Source organism: Micromonospora sp. WMMD956 (assembly GCF_029626125.1).
Classification (GTDB): Bacteria; Actinomycetota; Actinomycetes; order Mycobacteriales; family Micromonosporaceae; genus Micromonospora; species Micromonospora carbonacea.
In genome coordinates this window covers 1,436,028-1,453,491 of record NZ_JARUBI010000005.1, presented here as the reverse complement: position 1 = coordinate 1,453,491, position 17,464 = coordinate 1,436,028, and the positions used below count along the sequence as shown (strand labels likewise).

Sequence of the window (17,464 nt, the reverse complement as noted above, 5' to 3'; positions counted from 1 at the left end):
GGTGGGCCGCCGGGGGATCGGGAGGTGTTACCCACTCCGCGGCCGATCACACCCGCCGGTGACCGGGCCCACCCGGAGCGGGGCTCAGTGCAGGGCCGCGTCCGCCGGGCCGCGCCGCCAGCCGGTGAACGTCACGGCCAGCCCGCCGCGTGACGGCGAGCAGCAGAACGGCCCGGCCGCCGCCTCGGCGTCCGGCGCGAGCGGGGCCACCCGGACCAGCCGCCACGGCTCGTCGCCCGCGCGGGCCCGCACGGTCAGCGCGTCGCCGGCCCGGCTCACCCGCACGCTCACCGCGCGCCCCGACCACTGCGGCACCGGGGCCACCGACCAGTCGGAGACCTCCCGGGTGACCACCGCGCCGACCTGGGGCTCGCCGTCGCTGACCTCCACCCCGGCCTTGACCCAGGTGCGCTCGTCCACCCGGACCAGCACGCCCGCCTGGTCGAACTGCTCGGTGAAGTCGAGCCGGAAGTCGACCTCCACGGCGCTGCCGGCCGGCAGCGGGGCGAGCAGGGCCGGGCCGTCGTCGTGCACGAAGCCGTAGCTGGTGTGCCGCCAGAAGTCGCTGCCCGCGCCCGGCTCCACGACGAGCCCGCCGTCGGGCGTCGGCTCGGTCCGCACCGGCCGGTGCAGCCATTCACCCTGCGCCCAGTCGACGTCGCGCAGCCCCGTACCCGATCCGATGCTCATGCCCGGACGGTACCGCCCCGCGGCCCGGAGGGTTCTCGCGTTTGCCGGCGGGCCGGATCGGAGAAGGTACGCCGGCATGGGTGACAGGTGGTACTCCGAGGCCGTCGTCTACTGCCTCGACATCGACACGTACGCGGACTCCGACGGCGACGGGGTCGGCGACATCCGGGGCCTCATCGGCCGGCTCGACTACCTGGCCCGGCTCGGGGTGACCTGCCTGTGGCTGCACCCGATCCACCCGTCGCCCAACCGGGACGACGGCTACGACGTCACCGACTTCTACAACGTGGACCCCCGCTTCGGCACCCTCGGCGACTTCGCCGAGCTGCTGCACCAGGCGCAGAACCGGGGCATCCGCGTCATCATCGACCTGGTGGTCAACCACACCTCCGACCAGCACCCGTGGTTCGTCTCCGCCCGGTCCTCGCCCGACTCGCCCTACCGCGACTGGTACGTCTGGGCCGACCACGAGCCCGCCGACCGGCATCAGGGCATGGTCTTCCCGGGCGAGCAGAACGAGACGTGGACGTACGACCGCACGGCGAAGGCGTGGTTCTACCACCGGTTCTACAAGTACCAACCGGACCTCAACTTCGCGAACCCGCAGGTGCGCGCCGAGGTCAAGAAGATCGTCTCGTTCTGGCTCCAGCTCGGCGTCTCCGGGTTCCGGATGGACGCCGTGCCGTTCATCATCGAGCTGACCGAGCCCGGCAACCCGGACTCCCCGAAGGACTTCGAGTTCCTCACCGAGCTGCGCCAGCACGTCCAGTGGCGGCGCGGCGACGCCGTCCTGCTCGCCGAGGCCAACGTGGAGCCCGACGAGCTGCCCACGTTCTTCGGCGACGGCAGCGGCTCCGGCAACCGGATCCACATGCTGTTCGACTTCATGCTCAACGGCCGGCTCATGCTCGCCCTGGCCCGGCGGGACCCGGAGCCCGTCATCGAGGCGCTGCGCGACACCCCGACGCTGCCCACCGGCGGCCAGTGGGCCACCTTCCTGCGCAACCACGACGAGATCGACCTGTCCCGGCTCACCGCCACGCAGCGCGACCAGGTGTACGCCGAGTTCGGCCCCGAGGAGCGCATGCGCATCTATGACCGGGGCATCCGTCGCCGGCTCGCCCCGATGCTCGGCAACGACCGCCGCCGCGTCGAGCTGGCGTACGCGCTCCAGTTCTCGCTGCGCGGCACGCCGGTGCTGCGCTACGGCGAGGAGATCGGCATGGGCGAGGACCTGTCGCTGCCGGGGCGGGAGGCGATCCGTACCCCGATGCAGTGGTCGTTCAAGCCGAACGCCGGCTTCTCCACGGCGGACCCGGAGAAACTGGTCCGCCCCGTGATCGACTCGGGCGACTACTCGTACGAGAAGGTCAACGTGACCGCCCAGCGCGGCGACCCGCGCTCGCTGCTGTCGTGGTTCGAGCGGATGATCCGCACGCTGCGCGAGGCCCCGGAGATCGGCTCCGGGTCGACCACCCACATCGACGTGCCGATGCCGGCCGGGGTGCTGGCGCACCGGGCCGACGGCCCGACCGGGACGATGGTCTTCCTGCACAACCTCGGCACCGACGACGTGGAGGTCGACCTGGGCATGCTCGCCGCCGAGGCGGACCTGCCGATGGACGTGCTCGCCGACCGGCGGTACGGCGAGGTGGGCAAGCTCGACTCGCTGAAGCTCGCCGGCTACGGCTACCGCTGGATCCGGCTCTGCCGCGGCGACACGTTCTGACCCCGGGCCGGTGGGTTACGCTCCCCGGGTCGGGCGTAGGTTACCGGGAGGTAGGCATGTCGGAGGAGCAGCGGGTCGCCATCGTGACCGGGGCCGCGCGGGGGATCGGGGCGGCCACCGCCCGCAGGCTGGCCGCCGACGGGCTGGCCGTCGCCGTGGTCGACATCGACGAGGCGGCCACCGCCGACACCGTCGACGCGATCGTGGCCGCCGGCGGCCGGGCGCTCGGCGTCGGCGCGGACGTCGCCGACCGGGCCCAGGTCACCGCCGCCGTCGAGCGGGTCGCCGCCGACCTGGGCGCGCCCACCGTGCTGGTCAACAACGCCGGCGTGCTCCGCGACAACCTGCTGTTCAAGATGACCGACGCCGACTGGGACACGGTCATGGCCGTGCACCTGCGCGGCGCGTTCCTGTTCAGCCAGGCCGCCCAGCAGCACATGGTCGAGCGGCGCTGGGGCCGGATCGTCAACCTGTCCAGCACCTCCGCGCTGGGCAACCGGGGTCAGGCCAACTACGCGGCGGCGAAGGCTGGCCTGCAGGGCTTCACCAAGACCCTCGCCATCGAGCTGGGCCCGTTCGGGGTGACCGTCAACGCGGTCGCGCCCGGGTTCATCGTCACCGACATGACCGCCGCCACCGCCGCCCGGATGAAGGTGGACTTCGAGGCGTTCCAGAAGCACGCCGAGTCGGAGATCCCGGTGCGCCGCGTCGGCCGCCCCGAGGACGTGGCGCACACCATCTCGTTCCTGGTCAGCGAGGGCGCGTCGTTCGTCTCCGGCCAGGTCGTCTACGTCGCGGGCGGCCCGAAGGACTGAGGTGCAAGGAAGGGCACCTTGTTAACGCTTTCTGCATAGAGGGGCACCCTTCTCACCCCGCCGGCGGTGAGGTGGGGCGGGGCGTCAGCGGGTGCGGGTGCGCCAGAGCCAGAGCAGGCCGAGCACCGGCAGCACCAGCGGGACGTAGCCGTACCCGCTGCCGAACCCGGACCAGACCGTCTCGTCGGGGAACAGCGCCGGGTCGGCGAGGCTGAGCAGGCCCACGCCGACCACCCCGACCAGCTCCACCGAGCAGCAGGCCAGCGCGACCCGCCGGCCGGCGTGCCCGGCGCGGGCCAGCCCCACGGCGGCCACGATGTAGACCAGCGCGGCCAGCGCCGACAGCACGTACGCCACCGGGGCCTCGGCGAACCGCGTGGCGATCTGCAGGCCCGCCCGGGACGTCGCGGCGATGGCGAACAGCAGGTACACGGCGATCAGCAGCCGGCCGGGCCCGGTGTTGGTGGCGGGCGGGTGCGTCTCGGTCTCAACCACCGACGACCTCCCAGGTCTGCTGGAGCCGGACCACCACGACCGGCGTGACCACGCAGATCGCGCAGACGATCGCCGAGCCCCACCGGGTCGGCTCCATCCGGGCCAGCACCCAGGCCAGCGGCGGCAGGCAGACCAGCGTCACCAGGTAGCCGAAGAACGCGCCCGGCTCGCCCGGCCGCTCGCCGCCGCCGAGGGCGACCAGCGCCACCACGGCCAGCGCTAGCAGCGCCAGCTCCAGCAGGGCCAGGCCGGCGAGCTGCGCCCGGTCCGGCGGCCGGTTGCGCACCGCCGCCACCAGCGCCCACCCGGCGAGTACGAGCGACAGCACGATCGTCGCCGTCGCCAGCACCCCGTCCACCGGGGAGCCGGCCGCCGCGCTGGTCATCGACGCCAACGGCGTCGCAGTCTCGGTCACCGGGACAGCCTACTAACCGGCGTAGTACACGCCCCCGGCCCGGTCCGTCCGCTGCCGCGTCCCGCCCCGTGCCCGTCCGACCGCGTTCGGCGTTCCCGACGCGTCGACTGCGTCGGGTGGGGGCGGGCGGGCTAGCGTGGATCACGGCTCCGGGCTCGCCGGCGCCGACGACGGACACCGGGGGTGGACCGTGTTGCGGTTCGGCTTGTTCGGCACCGGCCACTGGGCGGCCGAGACGCACGCGGCGGGCATCGGCGCGCACCCCCGCGCCGAGCTGGCCGGCGTCTGGGGCCGCAACCCCGAGCGCGCCGCCGCGCTGGCCCGACGGCACGGGGTGCCCGCGTTCACCGAGGTCGACGCGCTGCTCGACGCCTGCGACGCGGTCGCCGTGGCGCTGCCGCCGGACGTCCAGGCCGACGTCGCCGTCCGCGCCGCCACGGCCGGGCGGCACCTGCTGCTGGACAAGCCACTGGCGCTGACGGTCGCCGACGCCGACCGGGTGGTCGCCGCCGCCGCACAGTCCGGCGTCGCCTCCGTGGTCTTCTTCACCAGCCGCTTCCAGCCGAACATCGCCGGCTTCCTCGCCTCGGCCGCCGCCGCGGGCGGCTGGCACACCGCCAAGGCGGTCCGCTTCGGGTCGATCTTCCAGCCCGGCAGCCCGTACGGCGGCTCCCAGTGGCGTCGCGACCGGGGCGCGCTGTGGGACATCGGCCCGCACGCCCTGTCGATCATCCTGCCGGTGCTCGGCCCGGTGACCCGGGTCGCCGCGATGGACGGCCCGCGCGGCATGGTCCACCTGCTGCTCACCCACTCCGGCGGCGCGACGAGCACGGTCTCGCTGACCCTCGACGCCCCGCCCGAGGCCGTCGCCACCGAGTTCGCCTTCTACGGCGACGGCGGCGTCGAGCCGGTCCCGCCCGGCGACGGCAGCTCGCTGACCGCGTTCGGGGTGGCCATCGACCAGCTCCTGGAGGAGATCGACGCCGGCACCCGGGACCACCGGTGCGACGTGCGGTTCGGCCGCGACGTGGTGGCCGTCCTCGCCGCCGCCGAGACGGCCCGCGCCGAGGGCCGCACCGTCACCGTGTCCGACTGAGACCGCACCGGATCGCCCTGCACCGCCTGCTCCGCTGAGGGTCACACCCCCGCCGGGTACGTCTCCATCTCGCCGAACGAGGTGAGCGCCGGCAGCGGATGAAGGCCCCGGGTGTCGTCGCACCAGACGAACGCGTCGTAGCGCTCGCCCAGCCGGGTCGGCACGTAGTTGCCCCACGACTCGAAGCTCGGGTCGTACACGACGCCGACCGCCCGGTGGTCCTGCTCCTCGGTGACCCAGCCGGGCTGGTCGGCGCCGCCGAAGACCAGCACCGCCCGCTCCGGCAGCAGTTCGTGCAGCCGCCGCTCGACCGAGCCGGGGCGGGCGGGCGGCACCACCATCTCCTCGGCGGGGGAGCCCCAGCGTGGCGCGGCGACGACGGTGCCCCGGTAGCTGCCGAAGCCGACCAGCACCACGGCGTCCGCGCCGTGCCGTTCCCGGGCGAGCTGGCCGATGTTGACCATCCCGTCGGCGGCCATGTCGGTGGCCCGGGCGTCGCCGACGTGGGTGTTGTGCGCCCACACGATCCCCCGCGAGCCGGGGCCGTGGAAGTCCAGCAGCCGGTCCAGGGTGTCCGCCATGTGGATGTCCCGGACGTTCCACGAGTGCGGACCGCCGCCCATCATCGCCCGGTAGTAGCGTTCCGCGCCGGCCACCACCTCCGCGTTCTGCCAGGCCGAGAAGCGGTCCGGGCCGTCCGCGGTGGCCTGTTCCCGGGTACGCGCCAACAGCCGCACCACCTCCTCCTCGCAGCGGGCCGAGACGAACCGGCTGGCCGCCCCGTACTCCTCGATGCGCCGCCCGTACGGCTCGAAGCACCGGTACGCCTCCTGCGCGGCCTCCAACGAGGCCGGTTCCTCCTCGCCCAGGTAGTCGAAGATCGCCTGCATGGACTCCCAGAGGCTGTAGACGTCGAGCCCGTGGAAGCCGGCGCGCTGCTCCCGGGGGCGCTCCTGGTTCCAGGCGCGCAGCCAGCGGCAGAAGCGCGCCACCTCGGCGTTGGACCACATCCAGGTCGGCCAGCGGGTGAAGCGTTCCAGCGCGGCCTGCGGGTCGGCGAGCCCGCCGGGCGCGGCGGTGACCGACCGGTGTACGCGCTCGCAGTCCGGCCAGTCCCCCTCGACGGCGACGAAGCGGAAGCCCTGCTCGGCGATGAGCCGCCGGGTGAGCTGCTCGCGGAGGCGGTAGTAGTCGTGGGTGCCGTGCGTCGCCTCGCCGATCATGACGATCCGGGCACCCCGGATCCGGTCCAGCAGGGGATCGAAGTCGCTCGGCGCGCCGAGCCGCTGTACCAGCATGTCCGCGGCTACCCGGCCCCCGCCGGGACAAACCGCCCGGCGGGCCCGCCGGGCGGGGCTGCCGGGGCGGGCATGGAGCGGGGCCGAACGGGTAGCCGGCAGACATGACCGTCAGTGGGGTGGAGTTGCAGGAGCACCTGGCCGGGCTCGACTACCCGGTCTCCCGGGAGGACCTGGTCCGCTGGGGGCAGGAGAACGGGGTCGGCACCGAGGTGTTGCAGATGCTGCGCGCGCTGCCGGCGGAGGAGTTCTCCTCCCCGGCGGAGCTGACCGAGGCGCTGGGCACGCTCGCCTGAGCGCGCCCGCTCAGGTGTTTGCAGGGGCCCCCTGTGCAACAGAAAGCGTTAACAGGGGGCCCCTCCTTGCACCGCTCAGACGTTGGCCGGTTCCTTCTCGGCCAGGTGGGTGCGCAGGCCCTCGCCCTCGACGTCCACGTTGGGCAGGACCTTGTCCAGCCAGCGGGGGATCCACCACGCCGCCGTGTTGAGCAGCGACATCACCGCCGGCACGATGGTCATCCGGACCACGAAGGCGTCGATCGCGACCCCGGCGGCGAGCGCGAAGCCCATCGACTTGATCACCGGGTCGTCGAGGAACACGAAGCCGCCGAAGACCGAGATCATGATGAGCGCGGCGGCGGTGACGACGCGCGCGCCGTGGCCCATGCCGTTGATCGTGGCCTGGCGCGCGGTGTCGCCGTGCACGTAGTCCTCCCGCATCCGGGAGACCAGGAACACCTCGTAGTCCATGGCCAGGCCGAACAGGATGCCGATGAGCAGGATCGGCAGGAAGCTGACCAGCGGCCCCGGGGTGTCGAGGCCGACCAGCCCGGCCAGCGTCCCCTCCTGGAACACCGCCACCGTGATGCCGAACGTCGCGGCGACCGTGAGCAGGAAGCCCAGCGCCGCCTTGACCGGCACCAGGATCGACCGGAACACCAGCATCAGCAGCAGGATCGACAGGCCGACGACCAGCAGCAGATAGACCGGCAGCGCGTCCGAGAGCTTCTCCGACACGTCGATGCCGATCGCGGTCGCGCCGGTCAGCAGCACGTCCGCCCCGTCGACGTCGGCGACCTGGCGGCGGATGTCGTGCACCAGATCCTCGGTCGCCTCGTCGGTCGGGCCGCTGCGGGGGATCACCCCGAGCAGCGCGGTCCGCCCGGTCGGGTCGGTCTGCGGCGGGGCCACCGCGAGCACCCCGTCCGTGGCCTGGACCAGCTTGGCGACCTGCGGGGCCGCGGCGGCGGTGGCCTGCGGGGAGTCGGACGTGACGAGCACCGCGAGGCGGCCGGTGAAGCCGGGGCCGAAGCCCTCCCGGACCAGGTCGTTGTTGACCCGGGCCGGCGAGCCCGCGGCGGCGGTGCTGGCGTCCGGCAGGGCCAGCCGCATGTCGGGGGCGGGCACCGCGAGCAGGCCCAGGCCGAGTAGGGCCACCAGGATCACCGGTACGCGCAGCCGGGTGACCAGGCGGGCCCAGCGGAAGCCGAAGCCGGACCGGTCCTCGGCGCCTTCCGGCCCGGTGCGCTCACCGGCTGCGACGCCGTTCGCCGGCGCGGCGGCCGCGGTGCTGCCGGCCCGGCGCAGCCGGCGGGGGAGCACCCGGTGGCCGGCGAAGCCGAGCAGCGCGGGGGCGAGGGTGATGGCGACCAGCACGGCGATGCTCACCGTGCCGGCGGCGGCCAGGCCCATGACGGTGAGGAACGGGATGTCCACCACGGCGAGACCGGCCAGCGCGATGACCACGGTGGCCCCGGCGAAGACCACGGCGGAGCCGGCGGTGCCGACGGCGCGGCCGACCGCCTCCTCGGGGGAGAGACCCTCGATCAGGTGCTGCCGGTGGCGGGAGGTGATGAACAGCGAGTAGTCGATGCCGACCGCGAGGCCGAGCATCAGGGCCAGGATCGGCGCGGTGCTGGTCAGCTCGATGGTGCCGGAGAGCGCGTAGAGGCCGGCCATGCCGACGCCGACGCCGATCAGCGCGTTGAGCATGGTCATCCCGGCCGCGACCAGCGACCCGAACGTGATGACCAGGACGATCGCCGCCACCAGGACGCCCAGCGCCTCGGTGGAGCCGACCTCCGGCTCGCCGCCGAGCACCTCGCCGCCCGGGGCGATCTGCCAACCCTGCGCCTCGGCCTGCGCGCCCACCTGCTCGTACGCGTCGCGCTGGTCGTCGGTGACGTCGTCGGCGCGGCCGGCGAACTGCACCTGGATCAGCGCGTACCGGCCGTTGGGGGAGATCGCCTGGGACTGGTACGGGTCCACTGCGCCGACCACCCCGGGCAGGGTGGCCGCCTCCTGGGTCACCTGCTTGACCAGGGCCTGCCCCTCGGGCGTGGCGAGCTGGCCGTCCGCCGGCGCCTTGACGGCGATGGTGCCGGTGGCCCCGCTGGCCGCCGGGAACCGCTCGGCGAGCAGGTCGATCGCGCGCTGGGACTCGGTGCCGGGCATGGTGAAGTTGCTCGCCGTCGGGCCGCGCAGCGTCGCCGCGGCGATGCCGAGGCCGACGAGCACGACGAGCCAGACGACGGCGACGAGCCGCCGGTGGCGTAGTGAGGCCCGGCCGAGCCGGTACAACAGGGTCGCCATCAGATCCTTGTCCTCGGTCGTGGGTGGAGTCTGTCGTGGGTCAAACCGTGGTGGTGGAGTCGTCGTGGGGGGAGCCGTCGGGCCGACCGGGCGGCGTCGGGTCAGCCGGCGTCGGGTCGGTCGGCGGCACCAGCGCCCGCCGGACGAGGCCGAGCAGCGCGTCGCGTAGCGCGTCGTCGTCGAGGTCGTCGAACTCGCCGCAGGTCTCGGCGATCCCGGCGAGCACGACCAGGGCCGCGACCCGGGCGGCCGGGCGCGGCGAGTGGCCGGCGAAGGCCGCGACCAGCCGTTCGGAGATCTGCTGCACGTGCGCGAAGGCCGGCTGCTGGAGCAGCACGGGGAACTCGCCGCGCAGCAGCGCGATCTGCCGGCGGAAGCGCACCGCGAGGTCGACGAAGCCCTCGGCGGCGACCCGCTGGGCCCGGTCGCCGGCGAGCCCGGCGATCCGCTGGTCGAGCTCGACCACCGCCGCCAGCTCCGGGGCCATCAGCTCGCTGAGCAGGGCCTCCTTATTGGCGAAGTGGTAGAGCACGGTGGCCTTCGAGACGCCCACCTCGCGGGCGATGTCCTGCAACGAGGTGCCCTTGTACCCGGTGACGGCGAACCGCCGCCCCGCCGCCGCGAGGATCTCCGCGTGTGTCTCCGGTACCGCCCGTGCCATGCCGGCCACCTCCCGCCCACCAGCATGCCTGACCGATCGGTCAGACCCTGACCGATCGGTCAGAGGAATCGGGTGGCGTTGGCCACAGCGCCGCCCGCCGGTGGCGGAACCGGCACCGGCCGGGGTTGGACGGCACCGGCCGGGGTCGGGTCGGACGGCACCGGCTGGGGTCGGGTCGGACGGCACCGGCTGGGGTCGGGTCGGACGGCACCGGCCGGCGGCGACGCCGGACACGGCCCGCTCGAAGAACCGGGCCCGCGCCCCGGGGTGCCATGATGCGGGGATGACCGAGAACCCATCGACCTCCGTCGAGCGCGCGGACGCGCTGCGCGCCCTGCACAAGTCCGGCGACCCGCTGGTGTTGCCCAACGCCTGGGACGCCGGCTCGGCCCGGGCGGTCGTCGCGGCCGGCTTCGCGGCCGTCGCCACCAGCAGCGCCGCCGTCGCCGAGTCCCTCGGGTACGCCGACGGCGAGGACACCCCGGTCGAGGAGATGTTCGCCGCCGTCGCCCGGATGGTGCGCGCCGTGCCCGTCCCGGTCACCGCCGACCTGGAGCGGGGGTACGGCCTGCGCCCCGCCGAACTGGTCGAACGGATGCTCGCCACCGGGGTCGTCGGGTGCAACCTGGAGGACTCCGACCCGCGCACCGGCGCGCTGTACGACGCCGAGGAGCAGGCCGACCTGCTGGCCGCCGTGCGGGCGGCGGCCGACGCGGCCGGGGTGCCGCTGGTGCTCAACGCGCGCATCGACCTCTACCTGCGCGGGGCCGGCGACCCGGCGGGCCGCACCGCCGAGGCGGTCCGCCGGGGGCAGCTCTACCGGGCCGCCGGGGCTGACTGCGTCTATCCGATCTTCCTCGCCGAGCCGGAGGGGATCGCGGAACTCGTGTCCGCCGTGCCCGCCCCGGTGAACGTCGGCTTCAAACCGGGCGGGCCGAGCCTGGCCGAGCTGGCCGCGCTGGGCGTGTCCCGGGTGAGCTTCGGCCCCGGCCCGTACCGGGTCAGCCAGGCGCGGATCGCCGGGCTGCTCGACGCCGTCCGCTCCGGCGCCAACCCCTACGCGTAAGGAAGGGCCCCTGGTTAACGCTTTCGGTATAGGAAGGGCCCCTTCCTAACCAGCCCGGCCCGGCCGGCGAGGCCGATCCGGTGGGCCCGTTCCGGTTGCCGGCCGGCGGGCGGGGGGCCAGGGTGGGACGATGAGCAGCGCGGAGCAGACCCGCGACGGGGTGTCGCTGACCAACCTCGACCAGCCCCTCGCCCCCGGGGTCGGGGCGAGCAAGCGGGACCTGGTCGACTATCTCGACGCCGTCCACGGGCGGCTGGTGCCGTGGCTGCGAGACCGGCCGCTGTCGGTGGTGCGGGCGCTGCGCGGGCAGGCGCCGTTCATGCAGAAGAACCTGCCGAAGTACACCCCCGACTGGGTACGCCGGACGTCGGTCTGGGCCGAGGCGTCCCACCGCGACGTGTCGTACGCCCTCTGCGACGACCGGCGGACGCTGCTCTGGTTCGCCAACCAGCGCGCGGTGGAGTACCACCCGACCCTCTCGACGGCCGACCGCCCGGGGCACCCGACCCACCTGGTGCTGGACCTGGACCCGCCGGAGGGGGCCGACTTCGGCGTGGCCGTGGCCGCCGCCCGGCTGGTGCGGCAGGCGCTCGCCGACGCCGGGCTCGCCGGTGCGGTCAAGACCAGCGGGGCGAAGGGGCTGCACGTCCTCGTCCCGGTGGACGGGGCGACGAGCGCCGAGGAGGCCGCCGCCGCCACCCGGGCTCTCGCCGTCCGGGCCGAGCGGCTCGACCCGGCGCTGGCCACCACCGCCTTCATCCGCGAGGACCGGGGCGGCCGGGTGTTCGTCGACTCGACCCGGGTGGGTGGGGCGAGCCTGGTGGCCGTGTTCAGCCCCCGGCTGCGCCCGGGGCTGCCCGTGTCGTACCCCGTGGGGTGGGACGATCTCGGCGCGGTCGCCCCCGCCGACTTCACCGTGCGGACGGTGCCCGCGCTGGTCGCGGACCGCGACCCGTGGGCGGGGCTGCTGCCGCCGCCGCAGCGCCTCCCCGACGACCTGGTCGAGCAGGGGCGCGGCATCCCGGTCGCCCGCGTGCAGGCGATGCACGAGGGCCGCCGCCGGGCGCGGGCCCGCCGCGCCGCGCAGTCGCCGTAGCGGCCGGGCGACCGGTACGCCGGCACGCCGATCTCCGTCGTCACGTCGCCGATCCCCGCCGGCCCGCCGCCGGAGCCCCCGTGTGCCCGGCGGCCGTCAGCGGGCCTCGCCGTACGCGGCGAAGCGGTCGACGAGGCCGTTCGGTGCGTCGTCGCGGAAGCAGATCTCCAGGTTCGCGGCGGATTCCCGGGCAGCCTCCTCGGCGCGGGGGAACAGCGCCCGTTCGTACTCCGCCAGCGCGCTTTCGACGTCGTCGGGGCGGGCGGCGATGGCCCGGCCGAGCTCGGCGCCGTCGAGCATGGCGAGGTTGGCGCCCTCCCCGGCGAAGGGCGACATGAGGTGGGCGGCGTCGCCGAGCAGGGTGACGCCGGGCACGCGGTCCCAGCGGTGGCCGACCGGCAGGGCGTGGATGGCGCGCGGCACCAGGGGGCCGTCGGCGTCGGTGATCAGCGCCCGCAGCTCGGGCGCCCAGCCGGCGAACCGGTCGAGCAGGAAGGACCGGGCCGGTTCGCCGCTTGGCCGCCGGTGCCCCGGTTCGTCGCCCGACCGCCGGTGCCCCGGGGCCGCGCCGGTGCCGAGGCCGGCGAGTCCGCCCTCGGGCACCCGGAGGGCGACGTAGACGTGCAGGCTGTCGTCGGTCTCCCGGTGGGCCAGGAAGCCCCGCCCGGGGCCGAGGGCGAACAGCATTCCGGGCCCGACGAGCGCGGCGTGCGCGGGATGTCGGCGGTCGGCGTCGCGCAGGGTGACCTCGACGAACGACAACCCGGAGTACGTGGGCGTGGCGGCGGAGAGCAGCGGGCGGATCCGGGACCAGGCGCCGTCGGCGCCCACGAGCAGGTCGGTGGTGGCGGTGCCGCCGTCGGCGAGGGTCAGCTCGTGCCGCCCGTCGCCGAGGGGGCGGGCGGCGGTGACCCCGCCGCCCCAGCGGACGGTGCCCGCGGGCAGGGAGTCCAGCAGCAGCCGGCGCAGGTGGCCCCGGTTGACCTCGGGGCGGTCGCCGTCGGCGTCGTCGGCCTCGTCCAGGTGCACGGTGCCGTGCCGGTCGAGCACCCGCACGGCCTGCCCGCCGGGGTGGACGAGGCGCAGGAACTGCTCGTGCAGGCCGGCGGCCCGCAGGGCGACCTGGCCGTTCTGCCGGTGGATGTCGAGCATGCCGCCCTGGGTGCGGGCGTCCGGTGCGGCGTCGCGCTCGTAGACGGTGGCGGGGATGCCGTGGACGTGCAGGACGCGGGCGAGCGTGAGGCCGCCCAGTCCGCCGCCGACGATGCCGATCGATGGTGTGCGCACGGGTCTCCTTCAGGGTGGGGATGCTGCTGGTCGCGAGCGTCGAACGCGTTCCTGACGAACGCGTTCGGAGCGGTCATGGAAGGCCGCCGCGCGGCCGGGCGGCGGTCAGTCGCCGGCCCGGCCGGCGGCGAGGCCGTCGAGGAGTGTGGTGAACGCCCACCGCACCCGCTGCTCGCCCGTGCCGGAGAACAGCTCGCCGCGGGCGCGGTGGAGGTGGGGGTGGTCGTCCGGATCGGCGTCGGCCACGGCCGACACCTGGTGGCGCACCTCGCCGTCGGCGTCGGCCGACTCGCCCCGGGTGCCCTGTTCGGCGGCGGTGGCCGTGGCGTGCTGCAACAGCAGGTCGAGGCCCCAGGCGGCCTGCCGCGCGGGGATGCCGCCCGCGTGCAGCAGGCCCAGCACCGCATCGACCAGCCGGAGATAGTGCGGCCCGGAGGGGCGCAGCACCAGCGCCGACCGGGCCAGGCCCGGATGGCCCATGAGGATCCGGGTGTACGCGTCGAGCAGGTCGATCAGGTCCTCCCGCCAGCGCCGGGGCTCGTCGCCGGACGGCAGCGGAAGATCCGCGATCAGGGCGTCGAGCAGGGCGGCGTGCATCTCGGCCAGGTTGTCGACGTAGACGTACAGGGAGGCCGGGCCGGTGTCGAGCTCCGCCGCCAGCCGGCGCATCGTGACCCGCTCCAGCCCCTCCTCGCGCATGACGCGCAGGGCGACGCTCACCACCCCGTCCCGGCTCAGCGGCGGCTTGGCGGGGCGGTCGCGGCGACTCACGGGAACGCGCCGAGGACTCATGAACGCGATCGTAACGAACGCGTTCGTCGACTGCAAGGCGCGACCGGCCTCGTGCGTCGACCTCGACCCCACGCGAACGGGAAGAGCGCCGACGACCGGGCGCGGCCGGGCACACGATAAAGGCCGCTGACCGGGTTCACCCTGGTCGGCGGCCTTTTCGTGCTGGTCTGCTCAGGTGCCCCCGGCAGGATTCGAACCTGCGCCCCCGCCTCCGGAGGGCGGACCTTCTCTCAGGCCCATCCGGCGCTTGAACTGGGAAAACTTGCCAAAAGTCAGAGGCCGCGCGTTGTTTTTGGCACGTATTCGGCACAGGGGGGCGCGGCCCGGTATGCGCGGGCGAGGCAGGTGACATGAGCTGGAGTTACGATCACGCGGTGAGTGATGAGCCGCCTTCGGCCGCTAGCCGCCTGATGTCGCAAGTTCGTCAGCGTGCTGAGAGTGCTGGTTTGCCGTGCCATGATATTTCTGACCTGAAAAACGATTCAGTTCTTCGCATAACATTGCCGACTTCGGGGGGAGAGCCGCGTGACATCTTCGTCCACGCGCGCAACGCAGCCATTTACTTGTCAGCCGATTTTGAGTACTGGACCTTCTTGGGTGATTACTTTGCGGTAGATAATGCAAAGCTGTCGGAAGCTGAACTAATCTTGACACCAGTAACGATTCAGCATTATCGGAAACTTGTGCGCCTTGCTGGTGCCGCAGAGTTTGCTGGTTCGAGATTGCAGCGGAGCTTTACTTCGAATATGGTTATCGACTTCGCGCCTCGTTCTGGATCTGCATTGCGGGTCCGAATTGGGCCTGCTAGTGCTGCGCTTCGGGTGGCGGGCGGCAAACCAAGCGAGAGCATTGTTGTCCCGCCCAGCTTGTATATTAGCGGATTGAATAGTGGGCTCCGAGGCCGCGAGCGTCTGTTTGGTTCTGTACAACAGGTCGTCGATGCCGTCTTGTTTGAACTGTGGGTCGTGCACGGGGTGGCGGTCGACCTGACGCCTTTGCCGGAGTACATCGCGCTAACTGCGATGGTCGATGAAGTGAAAGCGCCGCCGGTAACCCCTGGCCTGAAGTACTCGGCGGAAGCGATGTCGCTATTTCGGTATGCGCAGTCATCGGAGAAGCTTCCGCTCCTGCGCTTTCTTGCGTTCTATCAGGTTGCCGAGTATTTCTTTCCGACCTACGCTGAACGCGATACGCTGCGTCGGCTGCGTCAGATTGTTATAGACCCAAACTTCAATGCAGACAGGGATTTGGATCTTGCGCGCCTATCGCAGGCGATTCGCAATAAGATGCACCTCACTGAACGTGATCAGCTAAAGTCGACTATCCGGCACTGCGTGAATGATGACGACTTGAGAGACTTCATCGCGGCGGATCCCGAGCGGGTTGCTTTCGTGTCGAATCGTAAGAACGGCCTTAAGTCGGTGAAGCCTCTAGCCCTCAAGGACGCCGGCTCGCCGCTCGGCGATCAGGTGGCAGAAAGAGTCTACGAAATTCGCTGCCGTATCGTTCATGCCAAAGACGGCGGAGGACCTACGCAAGCGCCACTGCTGCTTCCCTTCAGTGCCGAAGCGAGCAGGCTCAATCACGATATAGACATCGTACGGTTCGTTGCTGAAAAGGTATTGATTTCTAGCGCCTCAAAAGCCTCTTGGGATCCGGAGTGATCCGATCCCTGTGTCGGTGAAGATTGCATTTCTCGCCGATCGACTTGAGGTGAAGCCGCCTGTGGGCTGCTATCGAGGGTCCGCGACGTATACGAGAGTGGCGTCATCGCTCTTTTTGTTGCGAGGCCATCGGGTAGCGATCGGGTCGGACTCTTCAAGCTGTCGCACACGCCGGAGTGCTTCGCTGGGTCCTTGGCTTTCTAGTAACTCAAGCATTTGTTTCCAGCTAACGTCGTTGAACATTCGCACGAGCCTTGCCGCGCCATCGGTCAAGACGATCGATCGAGTGACGGTTTCGATGGGCACTGATTCGATGATTGCGTGGCTGACGACCGTGGGGTCTGCTGCCGAAACCCAGAAACCGCCCTTGGTGTTTCGGGCGGCTAGTTCGGCGTGCTTCATTCGGATAAGGGCATTGGCCTTCTCTGCCGAGCCGATCGGGTGTTCGTCCGCTTCTCGGCGCTCTGCCTGTGCAGTCTTATCCACCCGATCATCAATGATGACACTTAGATGAGACTCGGAAGCAAGGATGATGCCGACATCTCCGAGGACCAGGTATTCGAGGTGACTCGGCGTCCGACGGAGAATGGCCACGGCAGCTGAGGGGGTGCCGGGGCTCGTTAGGTCACAGTCGGGATGCTTCTCGGCGACGGTCTTAATCGCCGCCGCCAGTGCTGTTGGCAGCGTTATTGATGCGTCGCTTGCCTGTGCGGAGACTGCGGCACCGAGCTGGGCCGCATACCAGGAGACGCCGTGAATGCAACCGGTGTCGGTTCGGGCGGTCGCACCGTCCAGCACCACGACCAGATTCGGCGATGCCGAGAACCAGTCTTCATTGAGCTTGTCTGCCTTCGAGGGCTCTGACGCTGCAAGGATTCGCATGCTTCTCAGCTTTCGTGGCGGTAGATCGGAGTCACGCGCTCGCAGGAAAGAACCTTCCTTGGGTTGGCCGGGTCGTACTCGCAGCGAACCACCATCGAGAATCGGCGGCTCTTAAGCTCCTTGTGGAGCTGGGCAAGGTTGTTGGCGACGAAATGAGCAGCGCCTAGCGTTCCTTGTGCATGTGTGCCAGCAAGGTACAGGAATGATCCCTTGCCGTCCGGTCGGGGCAAGCGGCCGATGTAGCCGTAGTCTGCTGATTGCCCGTCGTCGCGGGGAGAGCGGTACTCGGTTTCGCCGTCGATGAGGTACCAGCCGCGTTCATCTGAGGCGAAGCGCAGATGTGGATCGGCTTCCATTACCTGACCCACGAAAGGCAAGAGCCGTGGTGAGGTGAGGACAATAAGGTTCGGGCGATTTAGATGCACGAATCCTGGGGGCGGGACTACCTCGTAGTTGGCATCGAGTCCGACCGTCCGGGCCAGGTCCGCTAGGACGTTGTAGGCCGCGAAGCTCTCGGCCGAGAGCATGTCGCCCGGGTCGTGCCGGCCAGACTCCTGCTTGCCTCCGATGGCAACCGTCAGCCGGCCAGTGCCGAGGAAGGCACGTTCGGGGCGGGTGCCAGCGGAGAGCAATTGCGAGACCCGCGATCGAGACATGTCGAGCAGGTCTGCGATCTGCGCCTGCGTCATGCCGTCGACCAAGAGCTGTTCAAGGGCTTCCCGCCGGATCCGTGACAGTTCGGCGATCGCGGCTTGGTAGTCCTCGATCAGCGTGTGGGCGGCCCTTGCTCGCTCTCGTGTGTCGCCCACGGTGGCTACCGCTGCGGGGTCCTTCACCCGGCGCTCCCTTCGTCAAGGGGGCTAATCCTACCTGAGCTGGCTTGACCC

Annotated in this window: 16 protein-coding genes, 1 tRNA gene and 1 pseudogene; 7 read left to right on the top strand and 11 right to left on the bottom strand. The window is 71.8% G+C overall.

Translation table 11 applies throughout. From position 1 onward, the window contains the following. Positions 1–84: 84 nt before the first annotated feature. On the bottom strand, positions 85–690 hold the full coding sequence (locus tag O7628_RS06695; protein ID WP_278129133.1) for a DUF1349 domain-containing protein: 606 nt from the start codon (positions 688–690) through the stop codon (positions 85–87). A 76-nt stretch (positions 691–766) separates the two neighbouring features. Here O7628_RS06695 and O7628_RS06690 point away from each other — a divergent pair, with 76 nt between their 5' ends. Then, complete coding sequence (locus tag O7628_RS06690) at positions 767–2,419, top strand: alpha-amylase family protein (RefSeq protein WP_278129132.1); 1,653 nt, start codon at positions 767–769, stop codon at positions 2,417–2,419. 56 nt (positions 2,420–2,475) lie between these two features. Beyond that, on the top strand, positions 2,476–3,234 hold the full coding sequence (fabG, locus tag O7628_RS06685; RefSeq protein ID WP_278129130.1) for a 3-oxoacyl-ACP reductase FabG: 759 nt from the start codon (positions 2,476–2,478) through the stop codon (positions 3,232–3,234). 84 nt (positions 3,235–3,318) lie between these two features. Here fabG and O7628_RS06680 read toward each other — a convergent pair whose 3' ends face one another. Beyond that, the gene (locus O7628_RS06680; RefSeq protein WP_278129128.1) at positions 3,319–3,729 is read right to left on the bottom strand and encodes a hypothetical protein; all 411 of its coding nucleotides are present in this window, start codon (positions 3,727–3,729) and stop codon (positions 3,319–3,321) included. Continuing rightward, a complete protein-coding gene (locus tag O7628_RS06675) occupies positions 3,722–4,114 on the bottom strand; it encodes a hypothetical protein (protein WP_278136242.1) in 393 nt (130 codons plus the stop codon). Before O7628_RS06675 ends, O7628_RS06680 begins: the two co-directional genes overlap by 8 nt. A gap of 220 nt (positions 4,115–4,334) precedes the next feature. On the opposite strand from O7628_RS06675, the gene O7628_RS06670 reads away from it, so the two are divergent. Continuing rightward, positions 4,335–5,240 carry a Gfo/Idh/MocA family oxidoreductase gene (locus tag O7628_RS06670; RefSeq protein WP_278136241.1) on the top strand — a complete coding sequence of 302 codons (906 nt, stop codon included), beginning with the start codon at positions 4,335–4,337 and terminating at the stop codon, positions 5,238–5,240. Positions 5,241–5,281: 41 nt separating this feature from the next. On the opposite strand, the gene O7628_RS06665 is transcribed toward O7628_RS06670, so the two are convergent. Further along, positions 5,282–6,538: an erythromycin esterase family protein gene (locus O7628_RS06665; RefSeq protein ID WP_074472744.1), complete on the bottom strand. Its 1,257-nt coding sequence runs from the start codon at positions 6,536–6,538 to the stop codon at positions 5,282–5,284. Between the two features lie 104 nt (positions 6,539–6,642). Here O7628_RS06665 and O7628_RS06660 point away from each other — a divergent pair, with 104 nt between their 5' ends. Further along, a complete protein-coding gene (locus O7628_RS06660) occupies positions 6,643–6,834 on the top strand; it encodes a DUF2795 domain-containing protein (RefSeq protein WP_074472745.1) in 192 nt (63 codons plus the stop codon). A gap of 75 nt (positions 6,835–6,909) precedes the next feature. On the opposite strand, the gene O7628_RS06655 is transcribed toward O7628_RS06660, so the two are convergent. Next, positions 6,910–9,129 carry an MMPL family transporter gene (locus O7628_RS06655; RefSeq protein WP_278129123.1) on the bottom strand — a complete coding sequence of 740 codons (2,220 nt, stop codon included), beginning with the start codon at positions 9,127–9,129 and terminating at the stop codon, positions 6,910–6,912. A gap of 124 nt (positions 9,130–9,253) precedes the next feature. After that, a pseudogene (locus tag O7628_RS06650) lies at positions 9,254–9,790 on the bottom strand (helix-turn-helix domain-containing protein); the annotation flags it as partial. 283 nt (positions 9,791–10,073) lie between these two features. Here O7628_RS06650 and O7628_RS06645 point away from each other — a divergent pair. After that, complete coding sequence (locus tag O7628_RS06645) at positions 10,074–10,856, top strand: isocitrate lyase/phosphoenolpyruvate mutase family protein (RefSeq protein WP_278129121.1); 783 nt, start codon at positions 10,074–10,076, stop codon at positions 10,854–10,856. Positions 10,857–10,986: 130 nt separating this feature from the next. Then, positions 10,987–11,952, top strand: coding sequence for an ATP-dependent DNA ligase (locus O7628_RS06640; RefSeq protein WP_278129119.1), 966 nt, complete (start codon positions 10,987–10,989; stop codon positions 11,950–11,952). Positions 11,953–12,048: 96 nt separating this feature from the next. Here O7628_RS06640 and O7628_RS06635 read toward each other — a convergent pair whose 3' ends face one another. From O7628_RS06635 to O7628_RS06625, 3 genes are all read right to left on the bottom strand, one after another. After that, positions 12,049–13,239 (bottom strand): NAD(P)/FAD-dependent oxidoreductase, encoded by a 1,191-nt coding sequence (locus O7628_RS06635; protein WP_278129118.1) that lies wholly within the window; start codon positions 13,237–13,239, stop codon positions 12,049–12,051. Positions 13,240–13,344: 105 nt separating this feature from the next. Continuing rightward, positions 13,345–14,031 (bottom strand): TetR/AcrR family transcriptional regulator, encoded by a 687-nt coding sequence (locus O7628_RS06630; protein WP_278129116.1) that lies wholly within the window; start codon positions 14,029–14,031, stop codon positions 13,345–13,347. Between the two features lie 179 nt (positions 14,032–14,210). Next, a tRNA-Arg gene (locus O7628_RS06625) sits at positions 14,211–14,267 on the bottom strand. A 138-nt stretch (positions 14,268–14,405) separates the two neighbouring features. Between O7628_RS06625 and O7628_RS06620 the strand changes: the two genes are divergently transcribed. After that, the gene (locus O7628_RS06620) at positions 14,406–15,695 is read left to right on the top strand and encodes a hypothetical protein (protein WP_278129114.1); all 1,290 of its coding nucleotides are present in this window, start codon (positions 14,406–14,408) and stop codon (positions 15,693–15,695) included. A 69-nt stretch (positions 15,696–15,764) separates the two neighbouring features. Here the strand turns inward: O7628_RS06620 and O7628_RS06615 are convergent, their stop codons facing one another. Together O7628_RS06615 and O7628_RS06610 are read right to left on the bottom strand one after the other, a co-directional pair. Then, positions 15,765–16,577, bottom strand: coding sequence for a protein phosphatase 2C domain-containing protein (locus O7628_RS06615; protein WP_278129112.1), 813 nt, complete (start codon positions 16,575–16,577; stop codon positions 15,765–15,767). 5 nt (positions 16,578–16,582) lie between these two features. Then, positions 16,583–17,413, bottom strand: a complete 831-nt coding sequence (locus O7628_RS06610) for a sigma factor-like helix-turn-helix DNA-binding protein (RefSeq protein ID WP_278129109.1) — start codon at positions 17,411–17,413, stop codon at positions 16,583–16,585. Between the last annotated feature and the right edge of the window lie 51 nt (positions 17,414–17,464).